A 24,238-nucleotide genomic window follows, 5' to 3' on the forward strand; every position below is an offset into this window, starting at 1 on the left:
TAAGCTAGAGAGCCGCTACGATTATGAGTTCCGCCCCACAAAACCCTTCCTTCCCTTACAAACGTGTTCTCCTCAAAGTGTCTGGTGAGGCCCTCATGGGCAAAGGGACAGCCGGTGTAGACCCGGAGATGGTGGATATGGTCGCGGCCGATATTGCCGCCGTGGTTGCGATGGGAGGGGAGGTGTGCCTTGTTGTTGGGGGCGGCAATATCTTTCGCGGGTTAGCCGCAGCAGCCAAGGGGATGGACCGCGTACAGGGCGATTATGCCGGGATGTTGGCAACGGTTATCAATGCGCTCATGTTGCAAAATGCGTTGGAGAAGCGCGAGGTTGAAACCCGCGTGATGACGGCTATTCATATGGCGTCTATCGCTGAGCCTTACATCCGGCGGCGTGCTTTGCGGCATATGGAGAAGGGGCGAGTTGTTATTTTCGCTGCGGGGACGGGTAATCCTTTCTTCACGACCGACACCGCCGCGGCGTTACGCGCAAATGAGATGGAGTGCGATGCCCTCTTTAAAGGGACGCAGGTTGATGGTGTTTACTCTGACGACCCACGCCGCAATCCTGAAGCCACGCGGTATGAGCAGCTTACCTATATGGATGCTTTAGCACGCAACCTGAAGGTTATGGACGCTGCCGCTGTGAGCCTTGCGCGAGAGAATACGCTGCCCATTATTGTTTTTAACATTCATGCACCGGGTGCCTTTGCTGCGGCGATGAAGGGGGAAGGACCCTTTACGCGCATTGTTGAAGGCTGAGGTAAGACGCGCTAAGCGCGTTTAAAAGAATGGTTTTTGAGGAAGCATGTTATGAGTACAGAATTAAACACCCTGTTAGATGACCTAAAACGCCGCATGGAAGGCGCGATAGAGAGTTTGCGGCGAGACCTCTCCGGCCTGCGTTCTGGTCGGGCTAGCCCTAATTTGTTGGAGCCGGTGCGGGTGGAGGTTTATGGCTCTGTTGTGCCGCTCTCGCAGGTTGGCTCTGTCGCTGTGCCAGAAGCGCGTATGCTAACAGTCTCCGTATGGGATGCTAGCGTTGTGTCCTCTGTTGAGAAAGCGATTCGCGATAGCGGGCTGGGGCTGAACCCTGCCGCTGAGGGTCAGACGATTCGTGTACCCATCCCTCAATTGACGGAAGAACGCCGCAATGAGATGGCCAAAGCCGCGGCACGCTATGCCGAAGGCGGACGTGTTGCTGTGCGTGGTGTCCGCCGTGATGGGATGGATAAAGCCAAAGGGCTAGAGAAGGATGGCGATATCAGCCAAGATGACCTGAAGGTCTGGACAGCTGCCATCCAAAAACTAACCGATGATTATATTGGCCGGGTTGATACGCTGCTTGCTGATAAAGAGCGTGATATTAAGCAGGTCTGATCGCTAGAGTCGTGGTGGCTTCTTCCCTCTCATCATCTGCTAAGGATGTTCCCGCCGTGCCGCGCCATATGGCTGTGATTATGGATGGTAATGGGCGTTGGGCGCAGCAGCGCGGCTTACCTACAGTGCAGGGCCACCGCGCTGGTGGGGAGGCTGTGCAGCGTTGTGTGCGGGCTGCCATACAAAATGGGGTGAAGTATCTCACCCTTTATGCTTTCTCCTCCGAGAATTGGCGGCGCTCTGGTGATGAGATCAAGGACCTTACCGGTCTGATGCAATTTTACTTGCGCCATCGCTTTAAGGAGCTGGATGAGCAAGGGGTACGGCTGCGGATTATTGGTGAGCCTGAGCGTTTTGGGGCAGCTTTTTGTAAAGAGTTACGCCGTGCGGAAGATAAAACCGCACAGAATACGCGGCTAACGCTAATTTTGGCTTTGTCTTACGGGGGGCGTGCAGAAATTGCCGCAAGTGCGCGCGCTTTGGCAGAGCAAGTAAAAGCCGGGACATTACAGCCAGAAGCGATTGATGAGGGCCGCTTTGCCTCCGCTTTGCAGACACATGATGTCCCAGACCCGGATATTGTGGTCCGTACAAGTGGAGAGGCACGCCTGTCCAACTTCCTCTTATGGCAGTCTGCCTATGCGGAACTGATTTTTCTTGATGTGTTCTGGCCGGATTTTAGCGAGGCTGATTTTGCAGAGGTTCTCCAGCATTATAAAAGCCGCCAACGGCGGTTTGGAGGACGGCCATCATGACGGAGCTGCAAAAGCGTATTCTCTCTAGCCTCGTTTTAGTGCCTATCGTGCTGTTTTGCTTATGGTCGGGCGGATGGGTGTACCGGGCATTAGTGCTTCTGGTTATGATAGGTCTGGTCTGGGAGGGTGAAAGCCTGCTCGGCCAACGGATGAAAACTCTGCGTGGTGTCTTGTTGATGTTATGGCCGCTTTGCGCGGGGTTGATCGCGATTAAGGGGCAATGGTTGGCTGTGGCGTCTTTGGTGGGGGCGAGTCTTTTGTTTGGTCTCCCCACTTGCGGGCCGGTGTTGGTCTCCATTTTTGGGGGGATTGCCCTTTTATGGCTGCGTAGTCGCCCAGAAGGCTTGTATGAGACACTCTTTGTCATATTTGCCGTGATTGCGAGTGATAGTTGCGCTTATGCGACAGGCCGTTTGATTGGCGGGCCTAAGCTTGCCCCAGCGATCTCCCCCGGTAAGACCATTTCTGGCTCTATCGGAGGGATTATAGGAGCTGTGGTGATGGGCGGGGTCATTGCTCATGCTGCGGGGGCGGGTTGGTCTGTTAGTGCCTGTCTTATGGGGGGCATTTTAGCCATTGCGGCCCAATGTGGGGACTTGATGGAAAGTGTCTTTAAGCGGCGTTTAGGAGTAAAGGACTCGGGTAAGCTGATTCCCGGTCATGGCGGGTTGCTAGATAGGCTAGATGCGCTGTTACTGGCAGCCCCCATTGCGGCGTTATGTGCTCTATGCAGCGGTCAGGCAGCCTTGTGGACACTATTTTAGACTTATTTCTTTAAGGATTTGGTGGGTGATCTGCTATAGGGCAGAGGCTTTTATGCGAGATGATGGAACAATTAAAGGAGAGGGTGTTTATGGGTGGAGGTTCTGAGCGGCGGCGGGTCAGCGTATTAGGCAGCACGGGCAGTATTGGTGTTTCTACCGTTGACCTTTTAAAAACGCAGGCAGAGTCCATCCAAGTGCGGGCTCTGGTAGGCGGGCGGAATGCGGCTCTTTTGGCAGAGCAAGCGCGTGCGTTAAATGCGGAGCTAGCCGTCTTAAATGATGAGAGCCATTATGCCGAGCTTAAAGAGCGTCTAGCCGGGACATCTACAAAGGTCGCAGCAGGGCGGCAAGCTGTGATTGAGGCAGGCGCGCTAGAGGCAGATTGGACCATGGCCGCCATCACAGGGGCGGCGGGTCTCGCCCCTACATTGGCAGCGGTGCAAAATGGGCATCAGGTCGCTTTAGCCAATAAAGAAGCCCTCGTTTGCGCGGGGGATGTCATGCTCAAGGCCGTGCGCGATGCCGGGGCAGAGTTGCTGCCGGTTGACTCCGAGCATAATGCGATTGTCCAATCCCTCGGCGGGGCGGATATGTCTTTAGTGGAGAAGATCGTCCTTACCGCTTCTGGCGGGCCATTCCGCCGGGCGAGCAAGGAGGAGATGGCCAAAGCCACGCCAGAGCAGGCTTTAAAGCATCCAACATGGTCTATGGGGGCGAAGATTACGATTGACTCAGCCTCTATGGCCAATAAAGGGTTAGAGGTCATTGAGGCCGCACGCCTCTTTTCGCTGCCGGAGCATCAGATAGATGTTCTGGTTCATCCGCAATCGGTCGTGCATGGGATGGTGTGTTTTCGGGATGGGAGCTTCGTAGCCCAGATGGGTACGGCTGATATGCGGATTCCCATCGCTCACACATTAGCGGCCCCTACGCGGATGGAGACAAAATGCGAGCGGTTGGATTTTGTAAAGCTTGGCCGGATGGAGTTTGAGGCCGTTGATGAGGACCGTTTCCGCCCTCTCGGTCTAGCTCGCCAAGTATTGCGAGCAGGCGGTGTGGCCCCAACGGTGTTCTCCGCAGCGAATGAGATTGCCGTTGAGGCGTTTTTAGCAGGGAAGATTCGTTTCCTCGGTATTGGCCAGCTTATTGAGGCAAGTTTGCAGGCTATGCCCGAGAATCCAGAGCCAACCTCTTTGGAGGATATTTATCATTGGGATGAACGTGGTCGCGTCCTCGCCCGTGAGCAAATGGAGCGTATGAGCTGATGATGCATACCGTATATACGGTTATTGCCGGGTTAGTCGTTTTTGGGATTGTCGTGTTCGTTCACGAGATGGGGCATTATTTGGCCGCGCGCTGGCGTGGGGTGCAGGTGGATGTATTCTCCATTGGTTTCGGCCCAGCTCTGACATCATGGCAGGACCGGGTAGGGACAAAATGGCAAATTAGCCTCTTGCCACTGGGGGGATATGTTAAGCTGCATGGCTTTGAGAAGCACCCTGATGCCCCCGCTGAGGAAGGCGATGAGAACGCCTTCAACCGCAAGTCCGTTCTCTCCCGTGCGCTTGTAACTGTCGCAGGGCCGGTGTTCAATTTCTTACTGACCATCATATTATTTGCTGTTTTGCTTTCATGCTTCGGCAAACCAGAGGCAAAGCCCGATATTGGTAGCCTCGCTGCTAATGGTGCCGCTAGCCGTGCGGGCTTAAAGTTGGGGGATGAGATTACCAAGCTGGATGGACATCGTATCCTCAGCATTGGTGATATTCAGACGCAAGTAGCGGCTCATCCGGGGGCAGTGATGCAGGTCAGCGTGATGCGGGAGGGCAAAGAGCTAGAACTCCCCGTGACGTTGGATCGTCTCACACAAGATGGGCATGAGGTCGGCCGTTTAGGCGTGGGCTTTATGTTGAAGCATGGGGCACCTTTGCCTGTTTACAAGGCTATTCCCGCAGCGTTTGGGCAAACATGGGATATGTGCGCTAATATGCTGGAGGGCATTTGGCAGATTGTCAGTGGGCAGCGGAGCGCGAAGCAGCTCTCGGGGACGATAGGCATTATTCATATGTCCGGCCAAGCGGTGGACTATGGGGTGGCGAGCGCAGTTGGGTTTGTGGCACTTTTGTCGCTTAATTTAGGTTTGATTAATCTGTTCCCCGTGCCGATGCTTGATGGCGGGCATTTGCTGTTTTATGCCTGCGAGGCTGTCTTAGGTCGTCCTTTATCAGAACGGACACAAGGTTACGCGCTGCAATTTGGATTATTGCTCGTTGTGGCTCTTTTTGTCTTTTCAACAGTGAATGATCTCAGGGGGTTGGGTGTTTTTCACTGGTTGTTTGCACATGGGGGTTGATTTTTGCCCCCTCAATGAGGGAAAAGACCATACTTGGGTAGCGTATTATAACTAAAATAAGTGGGTCTTTGGTCATTATATGGTTAAAGAGCTGCGGTGGGTTGCGCTATGCGTATAGGACTGTGTTGAGCGGCTTGCATCGGAATGATGTGGGATGGCTGTTCGTAGAACTTTGAGACGAGGAATACCGGTTTTGTCAGGATTGCGTACAAAAAGCTTTCGGCCAATGGCCGTTCGACTGGCTCTGCTGGCGTCTGTCTGTACGGCACCAACCCTGCTTAGTGCTGCACAGGCTGCGCCTCTGGGAGGTCATGGGCGTGGGGGGCATGCTCATCCCGTAGCGAATCAGGCCGAGCCGGGGGGGCTCGCCTTAGGGGGGATGATTCAGTCTATTGATGTTCGTGGGAATACGCGGATTGAGACCAGCACCGTCCTATCATATTTAGTGGTGCAGCCGGGCGATAGCTTTAACCGCGATGCTCTTAATCGCTCCTTAAAAACATTATACGCAACGGGTTTGTTTCGGGACGTTACTTTGCAGCGTCAAGGCAGCACGTTGATTGTCAATTTGGTAGAAAATCCGGTGGTGAATCGGATTGTTTTTGAGGGAAATCATACCCTCAAAGATGCTGATTTGAGAAAAGAGATTAGCTTGCGGACGCGTGCGGTCTTCTCAACACAAATTGTTGCCGCAGACCGTCAGAAGATTTTGAATATGTATGCTGCCCGTGCCCGCTACGGGGCAACGGTGGTCCCGCAAGTGATTCGGCTATCGCATAATCGTGTTGATGTCATTTTTAATATTAACGAAGCGCAGCAGACGCTAGTGCGGAAAATCTCCTTTGTGGGGAATAATACCTATAGTGAGGCTGTATTATCGCATGCGATCTCCTCCAAGGAATCTGCATGGTATCGCTTTTTCTCATCCTCTGATGAGTATAATCCAGAGCGCGTCCGGTATGATGCAGAGCTGTTAAGGCGGTTCTATTTGCATAATGGTTTTGTGGATTTTCATCTTGTTGATTCCACAGGCGAGTTGTCACCGGATCATAAGAGTTTCTATATCACCTTCACGATCCATGAGGGACCACGTTATAAGCTGAATAAGATTGGCGTGCGCTCTAATGTGCATCATGTCACCCCAGAGATGGTGAAGAAGCATATCGAGGTTTATAAAAACCAGTATTATGACGGCACAGCCGTGCAAGATAATGCGACCGATATGCAGGAATGGTTGCAGGCAAACGGTCATCCCTTCGCGATGGTCCGTCCAGAGATTGCTCGCAACCCAGAAAAGAAGGTGGTTGACCTCCTTTTTGATATTGTGGAAGGTCCACATGTTTATGTGGAGCGGATTGATATCAACGGCAATACTGTCACGCGTGACCATGTCATCCGCCGTAATCTGCCTATGGTCGAGGGGGATGCTTATACGCCCTTCAACCGCAAATATACAAAGATGGCCCTGCAAGATATGGGCTATTTTAGCAGTACAAATGTGGATCAAAGCCAAGGCTCTGCTCCAGATAAGGTTAATGTCAGTGCTAATGTGGTGGAGAAGCCAACAGGGGAGTTCTCCCTTGGTGGTGGGTACTCGACAGATGCCGGTGTGATGGGGAATGTGGGCCTCAAGCAGCATAACCTTTTAGGGACAGGTGTGGATGCTGGGTTCTCCGGTACGGTTGCGTATTACGAGAAGCAGGCGGATTTGTCTTTTACAGACCCTTACTTTTTAGGGCGTAACTTTGTTGCTGGGTTTGATATTTATACGGTTCAGAATAATTATCAAACGTATCAGAGCTATAATGAGGGGCAGTATGGTGCCTCTATCCGTCTAGGCTACGCTTATAACCGCTATCTTTCCCAGTCGTGGACTTACACGGTGGTGGATCGTCATGTGGGTAATGGCGTGCCGAATCAAGATTATGCAGGGTGGCAGGATGATACGCCTTCTGTCTATGTGCGTAATGCGGCGGGTTGGTCTCTGCTATCGCAGATTGGTACTACGATTACATATGATCGGCGCGATAACCGCATGAACCCACGCTCTGGTTATGTTGTGAGCGCGGGCGGGGAGTTTGCTGGCTTAGGGGGTAATGAGAAATATTACCGCGTAAAGGCAAATGGTGCGTATTATGTACCGTTGGATGATTTGACAGGGACGCATAATTGGGGCCTCCAATTTAAAGGTGGCGTGGGTTACATGCATGACTGGAGCTCTAGCGGGGATAGAAACATCGTTGATAACTTCTATCTCGGTGGTGAGAATCTGCGCGGCTTCCTGCAAGGTGGTGTGGGGCCGCGTAGCTCCCACTATCCTGCACCCTGTCATCCAACCGCAGCGAATAATACGCTCGCACAAGCGCGTAATGGTTATTGCCCCGGTGCTGGGCAGGATGACCTGTTAGGGGGTACTTTCATGTACACAGCCTCAGCGCAGGTGAACTTCCCGCTGCCATTTGGCGAGAGTCTCGGTATTTCTGGGCGTGGCTTTATTGACGCAGGTAGCCTCTCTGGCAAGCGCGTGAAGGACCGTAGCCATTATCGTAATTTTAATGACCCCTATTATACGCCAATCGGTGGTAGCACGATGACGCCGCGTGTCTCTGGTGGTTTGGGGATTTCATGGAAAAGTCCTTTCGGATTGGTTAATATTGATGGTGCTGTGCCGATTCGGCGTGAGAGAGGGGACCGCCTGTATCCAATTCGCTTTGGCTTTGGGCAGCAATTTTAAAATCTGTTGAGCAGTCTTTTCGTTACGCTAGGACTTTTTGGATAAGAGGGTTTCATGTCACGCTTTTCCGTCTCTTTGATGCTCGCCAGCACGGTGGCTCTTTTGCCGCTAGGGCAGGCTGTTGCTGCTGACAATAATGGAAGTGGGGCATGGTTCGTGCCGAAGGCGGCTCAGCCAGCCACCCCAGCAGTGCATCACCATGCTGCGGCGGCTCCTACGGTGCCTGTGGCTTCACAAAATGCCGCTGGTGTGGATGATGGAGCCTCTGATGAAGGTGAGGGTGATGCACCACAGCAGGCCCCGGCTATTTTGCCACTTCCTGCTGTGCCTAGCTCACCAGCTGTTCCACGGGAGGATGCTCCACCACCGCTTACATTGGGGTTGATTAGTGTCCAAGGTGTGATGCAGCTTTCTACAGCAGCGCAAGAGATGCAGCAGGTCCTTGGGGCACGGCGTGATCGCCTCGCACAGCAGGTCCAAAAGGAAGAAGCGGCATGGCGGGAGGAGCAGCAGAAGCTCCAAGTGCAAGCGCGTAGTCTGACATCCGACCAACTCCAGCTGCGTGTACGGCATTTGCAAGAACGCCGCGCGAAGGATCAGCATGATTTTGGCAATCAAGCACGAATCATTCAAGAGGCTTATCAAGTGGCCTTCCATCAGATTGAGCGGGTGTTGGAGCAACGCGATGGCATTATTGCCAAGGTTGCGGCTGCCCATGGCATGAATCTCATCCTCCATGCGGAGCAGGCAGTTCTTCATGTTGATGGTCAGGATATTACCGAGGAAGTGGCAGACCGCTTGAACAAGGTTTTGCCCCATGTGTTCATCCCTGCTGATGGTGTGGACCCGGAGGTTCTGGCAAAATCTGGTAAAATGCCGACTACTGCTGATGAGGAGCGTATGATGCAGGCTGCACAGCAACCACCTGCACTTGCGCAAACACCAGCAGCAGGCTCTGTAGTACGGCGTCACTAAAACCAGAGGGCGGCGGCCATGGGGGCGGATGCACAGAAAACACAATTACCGGGTGATTCTCGTTTCTTCACGCGTGCTGGGCCGTTTTCTCTAGATGAGTTGGTGAAGGCCACCGGGGCGGAGGCAACGGGTCCTGCTGGGGGAGGAACCCTCTTTGAGGGGGTTGCTCCGCTCCATGCAGCAGGGCCGCAGCATGTTAGTTTTTGTGATAACCGCCGTTATCTGCCTTTGTTAGAGAAAACGGGGGCGGGTCTGGTCGTGCTAGGGCCTGCTTTTGTTGATAAAGTGCCTGAGGGCTGTACCGCGCTGGTGAGTCGTGAGCCTTATTTGCTCTGGTCCCGTGTTGCGCGTTTATTCCATCCTTTACCGCCTGTTCAAGCCAAACGGCATCCTACTGCCGTTATTGGGCAGGATGTTACGATTGGGGAGCGGGTGGAGATAGGGCCGTTCGCTGTTATTGGTGATGGGGTGAGCCTTGGGGATGGCTGTGTGGTTGGCGCGCATGCTTCGGTGGGCGACCATGTTGTTATAGGGGCAGGGTGCCGGATTGGGGCGCATGTTTCACTTAGCCACGCCTTGTTGGGGGAGCGCGTGGTTTTGTATCCCGGTGCGCGGATTGGGCAAGATGGTTTTGGCTTTGCCGTGGGGCCGGAAGGGTTTGAGACGGTCCCGCAGCTAGGTCGTGTTGTGCTGGGTGATGGTGTTGAGGTTGGAGCGAACTCAACTATTGATCGTGGATCAATGCGTGACACGGTGATTGGGGCGGGGACACGCATCGATAATCTGGTGCAAATAGGCCATAATGCACAGCTTGGCCGTTGCTGTATTGTTGTGTCCCAAGCGGGTGTATCTGGGTCCACCGTGATTGAGGATTTCGTAACGATTGCCGCGCAGGCGGGTCTGATTGGCCATATTCATATTGGCCGTAAGGCGCGGATTGGTGCGCAATGCGGCGTTATGAATGATGTGGAAGCGGGGGCCGATGTGATTGGTAGCCCCGCGATGCCTTTCCGAGAGTTTTTTCGCAATGTGGCGACATTAAGGAAGTTGTCGCGCAAATAACATTCCCGGATTGGTTTTTGGGGATTTTTTTGGTAAAAGGGGCAAAGATTGCTCCCTTCATCCTAAGGTGATGAGGGCTGGTCGCGTTTTGTCAAAAAAATCCGGGAGATGAAATAGGTGGGAGAGGCTGCTGAGCAGACACATCAAGTGCCAGAGAGCGTTGATGTCATGCAGATTATGAAGGCGATTCCGCATCGCTATCCTTTCCTCTTGCTGGACAAGATGGAAGACATTGAGGCAGGGGAATCCGCTGTCGGCATTAAGAATGTGACAGTTAATGAACCTTTCTTTCAGGGGCATTTCCCGGCGCGGCCTGTTATGCCAGGTGTTCTCATCATTGAGGCCATGGCGCAAACAGCGGCAACCTTGGTGGTGCTAACCCTCGGGAAGGCTTTCGAGGGGAAGTTGGTTTATTTCATGACGGTGGAGAACGCGAAGTTCCGCCGTCCTGTTGGTCCGGGCGACCAGTTGCGGATTCATGTTAAAAAAGAGCGCGCACGGGGGACTGTGTGGCGTTTTCGTGGGGTGGCAAAGGTTGATGATGTCGTTGTGGCTGAGGCATCATTCAGCGCGATGATTGTGGACTGACTTTGATGCCAGAACCGGGACATCTCCCTAAAAAGACGGAGATTCACCCCACCTCCTTTGTGGACCCACAAGCGACTTTAGGCCGAGGGGTACAGATAGGCCCTTGGTGTGTGGTGGGTCCGCATGTGCGTATGGGCGATGATGTCCGCCTGCATGCGTCTGTTATGATAGAGGGGCATACTGTTGTGGAGGAAGGGGTGGAGATTTATCCCTTCACGACAGTGGGGTATCCCCCGCAAGACTTAAAATATAAAAATGAGCCGACACGGTGCCATATTGGGGCGCGGACCATCGTGCGGGAGAGTGTCACAATTCATCGTGGTACAGCCCAAGGCGCGGGGGAAACCCATATCGGGCGAGATTGTCTCATCATGGCCAATGCCCATATCGCGCATGATTGTGTGTTGGGTGATGGTGTTATCATTGTCAATAATGTGGTGATGGGCGGTCACGTGATTATTGGGGAGCAAGCACGCATTATGGGATCGGCTGCGTTGCATCAGTTTGTCCGCATTGGCCGTGGGGCCGTTGTGGGGGGGCTGTGCGGTGTGGAGATGGATGTTATCCCCTATGGGAGTGTTTTAGGTAACCGTGCTCGTCTCGTAGGGCTTAATTGGGTAGGGCTGAAACGTGCGGGGGTGGATGCAGGGGAAATCCAGAAGATGCGTCTTGCTTTTCGGGAATTATACCCTCGTATTCGTGGAGGGGACGCCCTTTTAGGGGAGCGTGTGAAGGCTGTTCGCCAAAAATATGGGCATATTGAGCGTGTGGCGGAGATGCTCCACTTTATGGAGGCCCCAACGCGCCGCGGTCTGACCCGCCCGGGGAGAGGGGCTGCGTGGGAAAAGGATGATGAGGGGTGAGCCAGCAAGAGCGGGTTGGGATTTTAGCCGGTGGTGGTCCCTTGCCTGCTCGTGTTGCTGCGGCCCTACGCCAGCAAGGGCGTGAGCCGTTTCTTATCGGTTTTCAAGATTTTGTAGATGAGGCGTTGCTTACGCCCTACCCTCATGAGGTTATACGCCTCGGTGAGGCTGGGGCGATTCTGCGCGCTTTGAGGGCGCAGCATTGCCGAGAGCTTGTTTTAATAGGCCCAATTAAGCGACCCTCATGGCGGGCTTTACGGCCTGATGCAGAGGGGATGCGCTTGATAGGCCGGTTAGGCCGCGCCCTCTTTGCGGGGGATGATGGCCTTCTTGCTGCGATTGTACGCCTCTTGGAGGAGGAAGGCTTTCGCATCCGTGGGGCGCATGAGTTTCTCACACCGTCATGTTGCCAGAAGGGAGCATGGGGCAGGTTTCAGCCTGATGAACAAGCGTTAGCGGATATAAAGCAAGCGGTGCATATTTTATCCGTGATGGGACCGCTAGATATTGGGCAGGGCTGTGTTGTTCAGCAAGGGCTGACCTTGGCGGTAGAAGCTCTGGAGGGGACAGATGCGATGCTCCAGCGTTGTGCGGCTTTGCAGCAGGAAGGGGCGGGCGGGGTGCTCGTTAAAATGCCCAAAGCGGGGCAAGAGCTGCGTGCTGATATGCCAACAATCGGTCCGATGACTCTTGTAAGGGCGGCAGAGGCTGGGTTGCGTGGGGTCGCTTTTCCCCCACAGCTGACCTTGGTGCTGGATGAGAAGCACTGTATAAGAGAGGCAGACCGTTTAGGATTATTTCTTTATGGCTTGGGGGCGGAAACACCCTCTTTATAGGGAGTAGGACGAAAGAGATATGAGCATTTATCTTCACACAATGGTTCGTGTACGTGACCTTGAGCGTAGTTTAAGCTTTTACCGGCTGCTAGGCATGCGTGAGCTGCGGCGGTTAGAAGTGCCAGAGGGGCGGTTTACGCTGGTTTATATTGGCTATGGCGGCAATGAGCATGGTGAAGCGGAAATTGAGTTCACCTATAATTGGGACCAAACAGAAGATTATACTCACGGCACGGGCTTCGGGCATTTTGCTGTTGGGGTGCCAAATGTTGCGGAGGCGGTAGAGGTTGTTCGCCAGGGAGGTGGGCGCGTTACGCGTGAGGCTGGGCCGATGGGCAATACGGGCATTGTGATTGCCTTCGTGCAGGACCCTGATGGCTATAAGATTGAGCTGATTGAGAAAGCTGACGCTCCGAAGCCTGCCTAAGTTCTAATGCCTTATAAGCAATGAGTGGGCATTGTAGGATTGACAGAGCAGGGCCAGCCCCTTAAAAGCCACCCCTAAGTGGAGGGGCGTTATTGGGTGCGTCCTGTTCTAAAACGTGCCATTGAGCATGTTCTAAAGATTAGAGGATAGAAAGAATGAAGCGCACATATCAGCCTTCCCGTCTGGTTCGTAAGCGTCGTCACGGCTTCCGTACACGCTCCGCTACTGTTGGCGGGCGTCGCGTGCTGGCTAACCGCCGTGCAAAAGGTCGTAAGAAGCTTTCTGCCTAATTATGGAGCGGCTTGACCGTCTCAAAAAGCGGTCGCAGTTTCTATATTTAGCCCGTAAGGGGCAGAAGGTCGTGTCTCCCGGTCTCATTGGGCAGGTTCTGCCGCGAGAGGGGGATGTGGGGGTGCGTGCTGGTTTTACCGTAACGAAAAAGGTCGGTAATTCTGTTGTGCGTAATCGCACCCGCCGCCGTCTGCGTGAGGCTTTACGTGTGAGCGTGAAGGAGGAGGGCTGCCCTCCTTCTGGTGACCTTGTTTTGATAGGCCGTGCTGCAACGAGGCAACGGCCTTTCTCTCTTTTAAAGAAAGATGTTCGGAAAGTCCTCCGCGCCTTAGAGGGTGAGGGGAGATGAGGCATGTGCTTAGTGTCTTTTTGGTCGGTTTAATAAAGCTGTACCAGATTTTGCTAGGGCCGCTTATGGGTGGGCGTTGTCGTTTTTACCCGTCTTGCAGTGCTTATGGTGAGGAATCGATACGCCGATATGGGCCGTTTTATGGCTCTTGGTTGACGATACGCCGTATTTTAAAATGTCATCCCTTTCATCCGGGGGGTGTGGATCATCCCCCTTAGCAGCCTATTTAATAAGGGCGGGATGGATAAAAAAATGAACCCGGCTATTGTTTTAGGGATGATTTTACGCCAGTGAAGGGCCATCTACCCTTCCAGTTCAACGAAAGAGCGGCTCTAGCCCGATGGAAAGTAGCAAAAGATTTATCCTCGCTTTTGGCTTATCAGCGTTAATTCTGATTGGCTTTAATTTTCTTGTGCCGCAGAAAGCGCATAAGCCAGAGGCCGCGCCCCCACCGGCTCCGGCCTCTGTTGTGGCGAATCAATCGCCCGCTGTTACGACTCCTATGGCCTCTCCGGCTGTGGCAGAGGCAGCACAGGACGACCACAAAGAGCATCGTCTAGCGGTGCGGAGTCCTGATGTGCAAGGCTCCTTCAATCTGCGCGGGGCGCGGTTGGATGATTTGGAGCTTACGCGCTATCGCGAAACGATCGCCCATGATAGTCCGCTCGTGCGGTTGCTGGATAAAGCAGGCAGCAAAATGCCGACCTATCTTGTGTTAGGCTGGCAGAATGGGGAGGGGGATAAAACCCGTGTGCCTGATGAGCAATCCCTCTGGCAGGTCGATGGTGGGCAGGAGGCCCTTACACCAGAGCAGCCCGTGACGCTTTATTGGGATAATGGCGCGAATGTGCGCTTCATTATTCATTTAGCGCAGGATCGTCACTATATGGTGACGGTACGGCAGGAGGTGGAGAATCACTCTGGCCAGCCTGTCTCACTTTATCCTTTCCAACGGATACAGCGTGATTATCTGCCGCAAAACACAGGCTCTTTAACAGAGTTTGAGGGCCTTGTTTCCGTCATGGAAAATGACCTGACACGCAATGGGTATAAAGACATTCGTGGTGATGCTGGCAAGCCGAATCATGTCTCGTGGGAGGCCACGAGCAAAGGTGGTTGGGGTGGCATTACGGATAAATATTGGTTAGCAGCCATCGGGGCGGATTCGGCTTTGCCTGTCCGTTTGCAAGAAAGTTATCTCCCACAGAGCGGCTCTTATCGCGCAACCTTTACCCCACAAGAGCCGATGGTCATTCAGGATGGTGCGCGGCTAGGGCAGGGGAGTTACCTGTTTGCTGGTGCGAAAGAACCCGGATTGCTGCGTTATTATGGCCGCAAGCTAGGTTTGCCCCGCTTTGATGATAGTATTGATTTCGGTTGGAGTGCTTTCTCCTACCTGAATAAGCCCATCCTTTTCGTGCTGCATTGGCTTTATATCCATATTGGTAATTTCGGCCTTGCTTTGATGGCTTTAACGCTGTTGGTGAAGATTGTTCTCTTTCCCTTGGCGTCTAAAGCGGCACAATCATCAGCACGTATGCGGCTCGTGGCCCCTAAAGTCACGGAGATACGGCAGAAATATAAAGATGACCCGGTGACGATGAATCAGAAGGTCATGGCCTTGTATAAGGAGGAGCAAATTAACCCGGTTGGGGGTTGTTTGCCGATGCTTATCCAAGCTCCTATCTTCTTCTGCTTGTATAAGATGCTGAATCTGAGCATTGATGAGCGGCACGCGCCCTTCTTTGGGTGGATTAAGGACCTCTCCGTCCCAGACCCAACAAATCTGTTTAACTTATTTGGTCTCTTGCCGTTTGACCCAACCCATATTTTCTCCTTCTTGCATCTTAGCGTCTGGGGAGCGGCATTGGGCATTACCTTCTGGCTGTTGCAGAAGCATAGCATGATTCAGATGGACCCAGCACAGGCACGGATTATGCAATTCATGCCGCTGGTGTATGTCTTTGTGATGTCGAGCTTTCCTGCTGGTCTGCTGGTTTATTATACATGGAACAACGTGCTGACCTTCCTCCAGCAGCATTATATCGAGCGGCGGACGGCCCTGCCTGTACCGTTGATGAAGCTGGGCGGGCGCGCTTTGCGTAAACGCTTTGGCAAGAAGAACGAGCCGTGATGCCACATCATATCCCTGCTCTGAGTGAGGAAGAACTTGAGGAAGGTCGGCGGCTTTTTGCAGGCCCTTGTGACTTCTTCTTCGGCGCGCAGACGATCGAGCAGCTTCCCCCGCCAGAGCGGGCAGAGGTGGCGTTTGCAGGACGCTCTAATGTAGGCAAATCCAGCATCATTAACGCTTTGACGGGGCGGCGGGCTTTGGCCCGTGCCTCATCAGAGCCGGGGCGGACAAAGCAGCTTAATTTCTTCGACCTCGGCGGGCGTCTTTCTTTGGTGGATATGCCGGGTTATGGCTTTGCTAAAGCCTCCAAAGCGGTGAAGGAAGATTGGCAGAGGACGATGTTCGCCTATTTGCGTGGCCGTCCGAATCTGGCCCGTGTGATTTTGCTGATTGATGGCCGGGTTGGCCTTAAAACCTCTGATAAAGAGGTTTGTGCCCTTTTGGATAAGGCGGCGGTTGTCTTTCAAATCGTGCTGACAAAATGCGATGCTTTATCCCCCACGGTTCTAACAGAGTGTGTGAAGGAAGTGGAAGCCTTGGCGAAAAGCCATGCGGCAGCCTTCCCCCATATTGTGGCGACAAGTAGTACAACTGCGTTGGGTATTGCGGAATTGCGTGGCATAATAGCGCAGTTTGCTGAACCCGCTATTGGGCGTCCTTGAAAAATAGTGTCTGAGAGTGAATGGTCATGTCTTCTTCATCTTCCCTTCCTATGCCACTCCCAGAAGAATTTCTGGCGTCCGATAAATTAAGCGAGCAAGAGCAAGCGGCTATTCTTGCAAGGGCCTTGCCTTATCTGCGCCGCTATGCCGGTGATACTATTGTGGTGAAATATGGCGGCCACGCAATGGTTGAGAATGACCTTGCCGCGACATTTGGGCGCGATATTGCCTTGCTCAAGCTTGTGGGGATTAACCCCATCGTGGTGCATGGCGGGGGGCCACAAATTAACGCTATGATGAAGCGTCTGGGGGTTGAATCCCAGTTCGTGGATGGGCTGCGGGTGACAGACCGTGAGATGATTGATGTCATCGAGATGGTCCTCTCCGGTACGGTCAATAAGCAAGTGGCAGACCTTATCAGCCATGCAGGGGCCTTGGCCGTTGGGATTTCCGGCCGGGATGGGCGTTTGATTCAGGCCGAGCGGTTAGTCCATTATCGCCGGGGTGATGCGGCACATCAGGAGGCTATAGACCTCGGCTTTGTCGGCACGCCTGTGCGGGTGGAGCCGCGCGTTCTTTATGCGCTTTTAGGGGCGGGGTTGATTCCCGTTGTTGCTCCTTTAGGGGCCGGTAAGGAAGGCGAGATTTATAACATTAATGCCGATACAGCCGCCGGGGCCGTAGCGGGGGCTGTGCGGGCCTCTCGTCTATTGATGCTGACCGATGTACCCGGTGTTTTGGATGAGCATGGTAAGCGCATTGAGGAGCTTACCGCAGCAGAGGCACGCCGGCTTATTAAAGAGGGGCATATCACAGGCGGGATGATTCCGAAGGTGGAGACATGCCTTAAAGCCGTGCAAGCAGGGGCTAAGGCTGCGGTTATTTTGGATGGTCGCGTGCCTCATACATGCTTGCTAGAGCTGTTTACCCGCGCCGGACCGGGCACGCTCATCAAGGCAGAATGAGGAAAAGGGCACGCTATTTGCCCTCATGATGGTTGTTAAAAAGGAATGAATTATGGACCACGCAACGCTGCGTAAGCATGTAGAAACTTTGTGGGAGGACCGTGCAAGCCTCTCTCCTCAAACCAAAGGGGAGGCGCGCGATGTCGTAGAGGCTGCTCTGGCAGGGTTGGATAACGGGACCTTCCGTGTTGCAGAGCAAAAGGGCGAGGAGCGTATTGTTCATGAATGGCTGAAGAAGGCCGTTCTTATGTCCTTCCGTCTTTATGAGTCCGAGCCTATGGCTTATGGCTGTGGTGGTGCCCCGGGCTTTGATAAAGTGCCGCTCAAATTTGCTGGTTGGGGCAAGGCTGAGTTCGAGAAAGCAGGCTTCCGCGCTGTACCGGGGGCTGTTGTACGGCGTTCGGCTTATATTGCGCCGGGTGTGGTTTTGATGCCCAGCTTCGTTAATCTCGGTGCCCGTGTGGAAAGCGGCACAATGGTTGATACATGGGCCACAGTGGGCTCCTGCGCTCAAATTGGGAAGAACTGCCACATTAGTGGTGGGGCAGGGATTGGCGGGGTGCTGGAACCCCTCCAAGCCGCACCGGTGATTATTGGGGATGATTGCTTCATCGGCGCACGCTCTGAGGTGGCTGAGGGCGTCGTGGTCGAGCGTGGCTCTGTTCTCTCCATGGGGGTTTTCCTTGGGGCCTCCACGAAGATTGTGGATCGCACAACAGGTGAGATTCATATGGGCCGTGTCCCGGCTTACTCTGTTGTTGTGCCGGGTACATTGCCACCCAAGACACCGGGTGGGCCTTCTTTAGCTTGCGCGGTCATCGTGAAGCGTGTGGATGAGCGGACACGCTCTAAAACATCCATCAATGAGCTCTTGCGCGACTGAGTGACCTTATGAGCCTGTCATCTTCCCTGCGGGACCCGCTTGCCCTTTTGCAGGCCCTTCTTCGTTGTCGTTCTGTCACCCCGGCTGATGACGGGGCTTTGGGCGTCGTGGCAGAGGCGTTGGAGATGATGGGCTTTACCGTCAGAAGGTTGGCCTTTGGCCCTAAGGGGGAGGAGACCCCCAATCTTTATGCGCGGTTAGGGGAGGGTCGTCCCTGCCTTTGCTTTGCTGGTCATACAGATGTTGTGCCCCCCGGTGAGGGGTGGAGCAGCGACCCATTTGCGGGGGAGGTGCGCGAGGGTCGTATTTATGGCCGTGGTACAGCGGATATGAAAGGCGGCGTAGCGGCCGCTCTGGCCTCTGTAGCGCGCCGGCTGGAGGCCGGGCCTCTTAAAGGAAGCCTTGCCTTCCTGATTACAGGGGATGAGGAAGGCCCCGCGCATTACGGCACACGCTCCGTGTTGGAGTGGATGAAAGAGCAAGGGGAACAGCCTGATTTCTGCCTCCTGGGTGAGCCGACCAACCCAACGGAGATGGGGGAGGTGATTAAGATTGGCCGCCGTGGCAGCATGAATGCCGTCATTACGGTGCGTGGGGTGCAGGGGCATGTGGCCTATCCACATTTGGCAGATAACCCCACCCATCGGCTTGTGAAGATTTTAAGTGACCTAACAGCGCGTGTGCTGGACCAAGGCAATGAGTGGTTCGCGCCCTCATCTTTGCAAATTACCAGCATTGATGTCGGTAATTCTGCAACGAATGTGATTCCCGCTACGGCACAGGCGCGGGTGAATATTCGCTTTAATGACCTCCATACGGGGGAAAGTCTTTCGGGCTGGATAGAGGATGTTGTGGCGTGCCATACAGCGCATGGCACGGTGGATGTCTCCATCAGTGGGGAAGCCTTTCGCACTATAGCGGGGGCGGAGGTAGAGCATCTCTCCCAAGCGGTGGAGGCTGTAACAGGGCGGACGCCGAAGCTCGATACTGGCGGGGGCACGTCCGATGCCCGTTTTATCACGCATTGCTGCCCTGTGGCGGAGTTCGGTCTCGTGGGGGCAACGATGCATAAATGTGATGAGCATGTCTCCCTCGCTTCATTGGAGGAGCTAACCCAGATTTACGGGGAGTTCATGCAGCGTTTTGGTGTTTAAGCGGGTGGGGCGTTAAGGATAGCCTGCCCCGCGCTATAGATATGATACAAGCTGCTAGCGGGCATATGGTCCGTTGCGCTGTTGCCTGCTTCATCTAGCCGGTCAATCCACCCACCAAAGAGCGTAGCAGGCGCGTATTGGGTGAAGAAAAGTTGGCTCATACGACATAGACGTTGATACCGCGTAGCAGGATCAGCGGGCGCGTGTTGAGCGAGCAGGCGCATCATCTCCGTTTGGGGCCAGATGCGTGTTGTGGCCTCTAGTAGGGTACCATCATCATATAACGCATCGGGCAGGAGTGGACCGGGAACAGTTTGGTGGAGGCGGTCATAGAGCTTATGTTGGGCCTTGCGTGCAGCAGTGGCGTGCGCACCTGTTGGGGCAAGACGATGATACTCTCCTAACAGCCAGCACCATTCGGCTTGATGGCCGGGTTCGACACGATTGCGCCCATAGGGTTCTTCTGGCGTCCAAGCGGGGGTAAAGAACTCTAACAGCGCATCTGTCCCTTGGGGGATGAAGGCGCGCAGGGCCAGAGCCAGAATAGCTTCTGCATGATGGAGAAAAACCTCCCTTTGTGAGACTTCAAAAAGGGTCAGGCAGGCTTCCAGAAGATGCATATGCGGGTTTTGGGAATGTCGCTCAGAGAGGGCAGGAATAGCGTCACGATACCCCCCTTGAGGGGATGGAAAGAGGGCATCAATCTCAGCAAGGCTTTTCTCAGCTATGGTAAGGAGGGCTGTATCCCCGCTAAGGCGATAGGCCCATCCATGGGCAAAGAGGATGAAAGCATGGCCGTAAAGGTCGCGCTTGGTGTCAGAGGGGGCAAGGTCCGGCCCTAAAGCAAAGACCCATCCCGCTTGACCATCAGCACGATGATAGCGTTTGGTGAGTTGTGCCAAACAGGCCAAAGCGCGTTCTCCTGCTTTATAATGGCCGTTTAAAGCCGCTTGGCAATAAGTCGCAACCTGACGTGCTTGGACCATCAAACGGCGATGAGGGAGGGGGATGGGAGCTCCTGCAAAGGTGAGGCGTTCATGATACAAGCCAGCTTGTTCATCAAAACCAGCTTGGTCCCAGAGGGGCAGGGCCTTCTGGCATAACCATGAGTACCATTGTGTTTGCTCTGTTGTGAGAGACGGCATTAGGGAACGTCCTTTAAAGGGTGCGTGTCATCCATGATTTTAACGATGCGGCTTGTGGAATGGCCATCTAGCAGTGGAGCAAGGCAGACCCGTCCGCCATAGGCCTTGACGAAATCTCCCCCTACGACTTCATCCTCTTTGTAATCAGCCCCTTTAACGATGATGTCCGGTTTAAGGGCGGTAATGGTCTCAAGGGGGGTGTCCTCATCAAATAGAACAACAAGATCGACATGGCGTAGGGCGCGTATAACCGTTGCGCGGGCTTGCTCATGCTGCAAAGGCCGCCGTGGACCTTTGAGCCGTTTGATAGAAGCATCGCTATTGAGGGCTACAATGAGTTTATCACCTTGCCCTGCAGCATATTGAACAAGGGCAACATGGCCGGGATGGAGCAAGTCAAAACAGCCATTCGTAAAGACGACCGAAGCCCCATGACGCTTCCACGTCTCCACAATCGCACAGGCATCAGTAAGAGGGAGGTAAGAGCCGTTATCGGCAATTTCCGCGAGGAGATGCTGATGCAATTCCTCATGCGTCACATAGGCTGTGCCTAATTTGCTCACCGCAATAGCGGCGGCTGTGGTAGCCATAGTGACCGCACTGGGGAGGGCATGACCATCGGCCAACGCGCAGGCGATTGTGGCGATGACCGTATCGCCCGCGCCAGAGACATCATACACCTCTGAAGGATGAGCTTGGCAATGGAGGGGGGCGGCCTCTTGCTGCCAGAGGGTCATTCCTTTCTCGGAGCGTGTGAGGAGGATATCGCTACCTGTAAGAGAGGCTATGGCTGTGCAGGCTTGTTCAATCTCTGCCTCCTCATCTAAGGCCCATTCATGTCCAGTAGGCGGGCGGATAGAGGCGGTTTTTAACGCGGTGCGCAATTCTTGCCGGTTGGGTGTTAAAAGGCTTGCCCCGCGATAGGCGGATATATCAGCCCGTTTAGGGTCCACTAAGATAGGAATGTCCCGTGCGCGAGCGGCGGCAATAACATGTTGCAGCACATAATCAGACAGCACACCCTTGGCGTAGTCGGAGCAAATGAGGATGCGGCTTGTCTCTAACGCGGTGAGCGTTGCAGCAATGAGGGCATCCTCAACCGCACGGGGGAGGGGGTTCAGTTTCTCTTGGTCTAAGCGAACAATTTGTTGCCGCCCGCTAAGAACACGGGTTTTGGTAATGGTTGTCCAGTTAGGATCGGTGATAAGGCCCGTTAAAGCGATGTCCGACCATTGTGCTAGGGCCTGACGGAGTGTTTCTGCCGCAGGGTCCTTGCCTACAACTCCGATGAGATGGACCGGATGGCCAAGAGCCGCTGCATTCACCGCGACATTTGCGGCCCCACCGGGGGTTACATGCTCTTGAGTGTGCAATAAGACGGGGACGGGGGCCTCTGGGGAGATGCGATTGACCTCACCGCTAATATATTGGTCTAAAAGCAGGTCGCCCAGAATGGTGATGGTGCGGGTTGTTACAGGCTTGGACAAAATACATACCCCTTCATAGAAGTCATAGGATGTTAGCGCGTTTGGGTTGCGAAGGGATTATCAGGATAACCAACATCCATCAGGCATAGCCCATCAGGTGGAGCCGTAGGGCCTGCTTTGCAGCGATTACGGGCCTCTAAGGCTGTTTTTACACGCTCGGGGGACCATTGATGATGGCCAACTAACGCTAACGTTCCCACCATATTGCGGACTTGATGATGGAGAAAAGAGCGTGCTTGTGTATCAATATACACAGCCTCTCCCGAGCGTGTGATGGTCAGCTCATCCAAGGTGCGGAGGGCATCACGCGCTTGGCACGCGACAGCACGGAAGGATGTAAAATCGTGACTGCCGAGGAGGTGATTGGCCCCTTCCTGCATTGCCTCAATATCGAGCGGGGCGCGAATATGCCAGACAAAGCCCTCCTGCATCGCAGGCCGAGCCGGGCGGTTGAGGATGGTGTAACGATATCGCCGCCATGTTGCAGAGAAGCGGGCATTCCATCCATCCGGTGCGGGGGCAGCCTCTAAAATGGAGATAGGGTGGGGTTTGAGGTGATAGCCCAGCGCATCACGCACAGCTTTGCGGCTGAGCGGGGCATCTTCTGGGAAGTCTAAATGCGCGACAAGCCCCGCTGCATGCACGCCCGAATCCGTCCGCCCTGCCGTTACGCTGCTGACCTTGCGGCCCTGTGTGAGATGCTGCGCAGCTTCTTCAATCAGTTGTTGGACGGAAAGGCCGCTCTTTTGCCGCTGCCAGCCTACAAAGGGCCGTCCATCAAACTCAACACGAATAGCCCAGCGGCTAATACCGGGGGGAGCAGCATCAAACAAAGCGGGTCCCTTTGCTAAGCGTGGTACCGCGGAGGAAGGCGTCTCGTGCCATCATGGCTCGCCCCGGTTTTTGAATTTGCTCAATACGCAAACAGCCTTGCCCGCACGCAATGGTTAAAGCGTTATCCAATATGGTGCCCGGCATAGGGGATGCAGCGGTGAGAGCAGTGGCTTCGGCGTCATCCACTAGCGTTACGGCCCCAATGCGATAGCTTTGCTCATCCAATAAGGCATAGCTTCCTGGCCAAGGGATAAAGGCCCGGATTTGCCGCTCAATCTCATGGGCGGGGCGTGTCCAATCGATATGCCCATCTTTGCGTTCTAAGCGCGGAGCGTAGCAGCTTTGGGCATCATCTTGCGGGCGAGGGGTGGGGTGCTCGGCTAAAGCACGGACGATTAAACGCCCACCACTCTCCGCTAATTTATCATGCAAGCTCCCAGCGGTATCCGTGGGGGTGATGGGTGTGGCCTCGGAGAGAATGACCGCCCCCGTATCAAGCCCTTTATCCATCTGCATAATGCAGACACCGCTTTTTTCATCCCCAGCGCGAATGGCTGATTGGATGGGCGAAGCCCCCCGCCAACGCGGCAGGAGGCTGGCATGAATATTTAAGCACCCAAGGCGGGGAGCATTAAGAATCGCCTCTGGAAGAAGCAACCCATAGGCCGCCACAATCGCCGCATCTGCGTTGAAGGATTGGAAGATAGCCAGCTCTTCCTCATTATGGCGCAGTCTTTCTGGGGTGCGAACAGGAATGTTTAGCGCATCTGCGGCCTCATGCACGGGTTGCCGGCGTAATGACTTCCCCCGGCCTGCGGGGCGTGGGGGCTGGGTATAGACGGCCACAATATCATGGCCCGCTTTTATAAGCGCATGAAGGGCAGGGACGGCAAAATCCGGCGACCCCATGAAGATGAGGCGCATGGGTTTATCGTCTCCGTTTTTGTTCCTTCGCTAGACGCCGCATAATCATATTGCGTTTTAGCGAGGAGAGATGGTCCACAAATAAAATACCATCGAGATGGTCAATCTCATGTTGGATACAGGTGGCCAGTAAGCCCGATGCCTCTTGCTCAATGGTTTCACCAGCTAAATTACGATAGCGCACACGGATGGATTCCGGGCGGATAACCTCAGCATATTGGTTAGGGAGGGAGAGGCAGCCTTCCTCTCGCGCGGCGAGTGTCTCAGCAGAATCGATGATTTCTGGATTGATGAGGACCATCGGGTCGCGTGGTTCATCTTCGCGGGCAACATCGACAAGGACAAAGCGTTGGCTTAGGCCCACTTGTGGGGCCGCAAGGCCAATACCGGGGGCCTTATACATAGCCGAGAACATCCCCGGCAGAGCCTCACGAATCCCGCTCATATCCTCTGGTCGTACCTCATGGGCGACACGGCTGAGAACAGGTTGCGGCGCAACAAGAATTGACGTTGGGGCTATATCATCAAGCCGCTCAAGAAAATCTAAGTCTTTCATACGGCTATGTTAGCGGCTGGGCGGTGTTAATTCCAGCGTCTTCTTTGTATGCCTAATGAGGGAGGGCTTGCATCTTAGGAGGTGGATTATCATATCATGCAGCGTGGGGGATGCCTTT

26 protein-coding genes are annotated in these 24,238 nt (G+C 54.2%); 21 read left to right on the top strand and 5 right to left on the bottom strand.

Annotation, left to right across the window (positions count from 1 at the left end; genetic code table 11):
* Positions 1–23: 23 nt before the first annotated feature.
* From pyrH to dapE, 21 genes are all read left to right on the top strand, one after another.
* Positions 24–761 (top strand): UMP kinase, encoded by a 738-nt coding sequence (gene pyrH / locus NQF89_RS04675; protein WP_155572943.1) that lies wholly within the window; start codon positions 24–26, stop codon positions 759–761.
* A 51-nt stretch (positions 762–812) separates the two neighbouring features.
* Positions 813–1,379 carry a ribosome recycling factor gene (gene frr / locus NQF89_RS04680; RefSeq protein WP_099026109.1) on the top strand — a complete coding sequence of 189 codons (567 nt, stop codon included), beginning with the start codon at positions 813–815 and terminating at the stop codon, positions 1,377–1,379.
* Between the two features lie 68 nt (positions 1,380–1,447).
* Entirely contained in the window at positions 1,448–2,134 is a 687-nt protein-coding gene (gene uppS, locus NQF89_RS04685; protein ID WP_155573489.1) for a polyprenyl diphosphate synthase, read from the top strand.
* Positions 2,131–2,898 (top strand): phosphatidate cytidylyltransferase, encoded by a 768-nt coding sequence (locus tag NQF89_RS04690; protein ID WP_266137639.1) that lies wholly within the window; start codon positions 2,131–2,133, stop codon positions 2,896–2,898. The genes uppS and NQF89_RS04690 overlap by 4 nt, the downstream gene beginning before the upstream one ends.
* A gap of 89 nt (positions 2,899–2,987) precedes the next feature.
* Entirely contained in the window at positions 2,988–4,163 is a 1,176-nt protein-coding gene (gene dxr / locus NQF89_RS04695; protein ID WP_155572945.1) for a 1-deoxy-D-xylulose-5-phosphate reductoisomerase, read from the top strand.
* Entirely contained in the window at positions 4,163–5,251 is a 1,089-nt protein-coding gene (gene rseP / locus NQF89_RS04700) for an RIP metalloprotease RseP (RefSeq protein ID WP_323670733.1), read from the top strand. Before dxr ends, rseP begins: the two co-directional genes overlap by 1 nt.
* 226 nt (positions 5,252–5,477) lie before the next feature.
* Positions 5,478–7,985, top strand: coding sequence for an outer membrane protein assembly factor BamA (gene bamA / locus NQF89_RS04705; protein WP_155572946.1), 2,508 nt, complete (start codon positions 5,478–5,480; stop codon positions 7,983–7,985).
* A 54-nt stretch (positions 7,986–8,039) separates the two neighbouring features.
* The gene (locus tag NQF89_RS04710; protein ID WP_266137640.1) at positions 8,040–8,960 is read left to right on the top strand and encodes an OmpH family outer membrane protein; all 921 of its coding nucleotides are present in this window, start codon (positions 8,040–8,042) and stop codon (positions 8,958–8,960) included.
* A gap of 18 nt (positions 8,961–8,978) precedes the next feature.
* A complete protein-coding gene (gene lpxD / locus NQF89_RS04715) occupies positions 8,979–10,022 on the top strand; it encodes a UDP-3-O-(3-hydroxymyristoyl)glucosamine N-acyltransferase (RefSeq protein ID WP_155572948.1) in 1,044 nt (347 codons plus the stop codon).
* Positions 10,023–10,190: 168 nt separating this feature from the next.
* Positions 10,191–10,610, top strand: a complete 420-nt coding sequence (gene fabZ / locus NQF89_RS04720; RefSeq protein ID WP_155573491.1) for a 3-hydroxyacyl-ACP dehydratase FabZ — start codon at positions 10,191–10,193, stop codon at positions 10,608–10,610.
* Between the two features lie 5 nt (positions 10,611–10,615).
* Positions 10,616–11,473: an acyl-ACP--UDP-N-acetylglucosamine O-acyltransferase gene (lpxA, locus tag NQF89_RS04725; protein WP_155579168.1), complete on the top strand. Its 858-nt coding sequence runs from the start codon at positions 10,616–10,618 to the stop codon at positions 11,471–11,473.
* On the top strand, positions 11,470–12,309 hold the full coding sequence (locus tag NQF89_RS04730; RefSeq protein WP_266137641.1) for an LpxI family protein: 840 nt from the start codon (positions 11,470–11,472) through the stop codon (positions 12,307–12,309). Before lpxA ends, NQF89_RS04730 begins: the two co-directional genes overlap by 4 nt.
* 19 nt (positions 12,310–12,328) lie before the next feature.
* Positions 12,329–12,736 (top strand): lactoylglutathione lyase, encoded by a 408-nt coding sequence (gene gloA, locus NQF89_RS04735; RefSeq protein WP_155572950.1) that lies wholly within the window; start codon positions 12,329–12,331, stop codon positions 12,734–12,736.
* Between the two features lie 155 nt (positions 12,737–12,891).
* Complete coding sequence (gene rpmH / locus NQF89_RS04740; RefSeq protein WP_018979184.1) at positions 12,892–13,026, top strand: 50S ribosomal protein L34; 135 nt, start codon at positions 12,892–12,894, stop codon at positions 13,024–13,026.
* The gene (gene rnpA / locus NQF89_RS04745) at positions 13,026–13,376 is read left to right on the top strand and encodes a ribonuclease P protein component (RefSeq protein WP_266137725.1); all 351 of its coding nucleotides are present in this window, start codon (positions 13,026–13,028) and stop codon (positions 13,374–13,376) included. Before rpmH ends, rnpA begins: the two co-directional genes overlap by 1 nt.
* On the top strand, positions 13,373–13,594 hold the full coding sequence (yidD, locus tag NQF89_RS04750; protein ID WP_155572952.1) for a membrane protein insertion efficiency factor YidD: 222 nt from the start codon (positions 13,373–13,375) through the stop codon (positions 13,592–13,594). The genes rnpA and yidD overlap by 4 nt, the downstream gene beginning before the upstream one ends.
* Before the next feature lie 122 nt (positions 13,595–13,716).
* On the top strand, positions 13,717–15,510 hold the full coding sequence (yidC, locus tag NQF89_RS04755) for a membrane protein insertase YidC (RefSeq protein ID WP_266137642.1): 1,794 nt from the start codon (positions 13,717–13,719) through the stop codon (positions 15,508–15,510).
* Complete coding sequence (gene yihA, locus NQF89_RS04760; RefSeq protein ID WP_266137643.1) at positions 15,510–16,172, top strand: ribosome biogenesis GTP-binding protein YihA/YsxC; 663 nt, start codon at positions 15,510–15,512, stop codon at positions 16,170–16,172. The genes yidC and yihA overlap by 1 nt, the downstream gene beginning before the upstream one ends.
* 50 nt (positions 16,173–16,222) lie before the next feature.
* Positions 16,223–17,137 (top strand): acetylglutamate kinase, encoded by a 915-nt coding sequence (gene argB / locus NQF89_RS04765; protein ID WP_266137726.1) that lies wholly within the window; start codon positions 16,223–16,225, stop codon positions 17,135–17,137.
* Positions 17,138–17,189: 52 nt separating this feature from the next.
* On the top strand, positions 17,190–18,020 hold the full coding sequence (dapD, locus tag NQF89_RS04770; protein ID WP_155572955.1) for a 2,3,4,5-tetrahydropyridine-2,6-dicarboxylate N-succinyltransferase: 831 nt from the start codon (positions 17,190–17,192) through the stop codon (positions 18,018–18,020).
* Between the two features lie 8 nt (positions 18,021–18,028).
* Positions 18,029–19,174 (top strand): succinyl-diaminopimelate desuccinylase, encoded by a 1,146-nt coding sequence (gene dapE / locus NQF89_RS04775; RefSeq protein WP_266137644.1) that lies wholly within the window; start codon positions 18,029–18,031, stop codon positions 19,172–19,174.
* Here dapE and NQF89_RS04780 read toward each other — a convergent pair.
* The 5 genes from NQF89_RS04780 to def are packed head-to-tail and all read right to left on the bottom strand — an operon-like array spanning position 19,171 to position 24,120.
* Positions 19,171–20,319 (bottom strand): AGE family epimerase/isomerase, encoded by a 1,149-nt coding sequence (locus tag NQF89_RS04780; RefSeq protein WP_266137645.1) that lies wholly within the window; start codon positions 20,317–20,319, stop codon positions 19,171–19,173. The two genes, dapE and NQF89_RS04780, sit on opposite strands and share 4 nt — an antisense overlap.
* A complete protein-coding gene (gene rfaE2 / locus NQF89_RS04785; protein ID WP_266137646.1) occupies positions 20,319–21,806 on the bottom strand; it encodes a D-glycero-beta-D-manno-heptose 1-phosphate adenylyltransferase in 1,488 nt (495 codons plus the stop codon). The genes NQF89_RS04780 and rfaE2 overlap by 1 nt, the downstream gene beginning before the upstream one ends.
* A 32-nt stretch (positions 21,807–21,838) precedes the next feature.
* Positions 21,839–22,639: a tRNA pseudouridine(38-40) synthase TruA gene (gene truA, locus NQF89_RS04790; protein ID WP_266137647.1), complete on the bottom strand. Its 801-nt coding sequence runs from the start codon at positions 22,637–22,639 to the stop codon at positions 21,839–21,841.
* Entirely contained in the window at positions 22,632–23,564 is a 933-nt protein-coding gene (gene fmt, locus NQF89_RS04795) for a methionyl-tRNA formyltransferase (RefSeq protein ID WP_266137648.1), read from the bottom strand. The genes truA and fmt overlap by 8 nt, the downstream gene beginning before the upstream one ends.
* Positions 23,565–23,568: 4 nt before the next feature.
* Positions 23,569–24,120 carry a peptide deformylase gene (def, locus tag NQF89_RS04800; protein WP_155572961.1) on the bottom strand — a complete coding sequence of 184 codons (552 nt, stop codon included), beginning with the start codon at positions 24,118–24,120 and terminating at the stop codon, positions 23,569–23,571.
* Between the last annotated feature and the right edge of the window lie 118 nt (positions 24,121–24,238).

The organism is Bombella pollinis (genome assembly GCF_026385485.1).
GTDB classification, from domain to species: domain Bacteria; phylum Pseudomonadota; class Alphaproteobacteria; order Acetobacterales; family Acetobacteraceae; genus Bombella; species Bombella pollinis.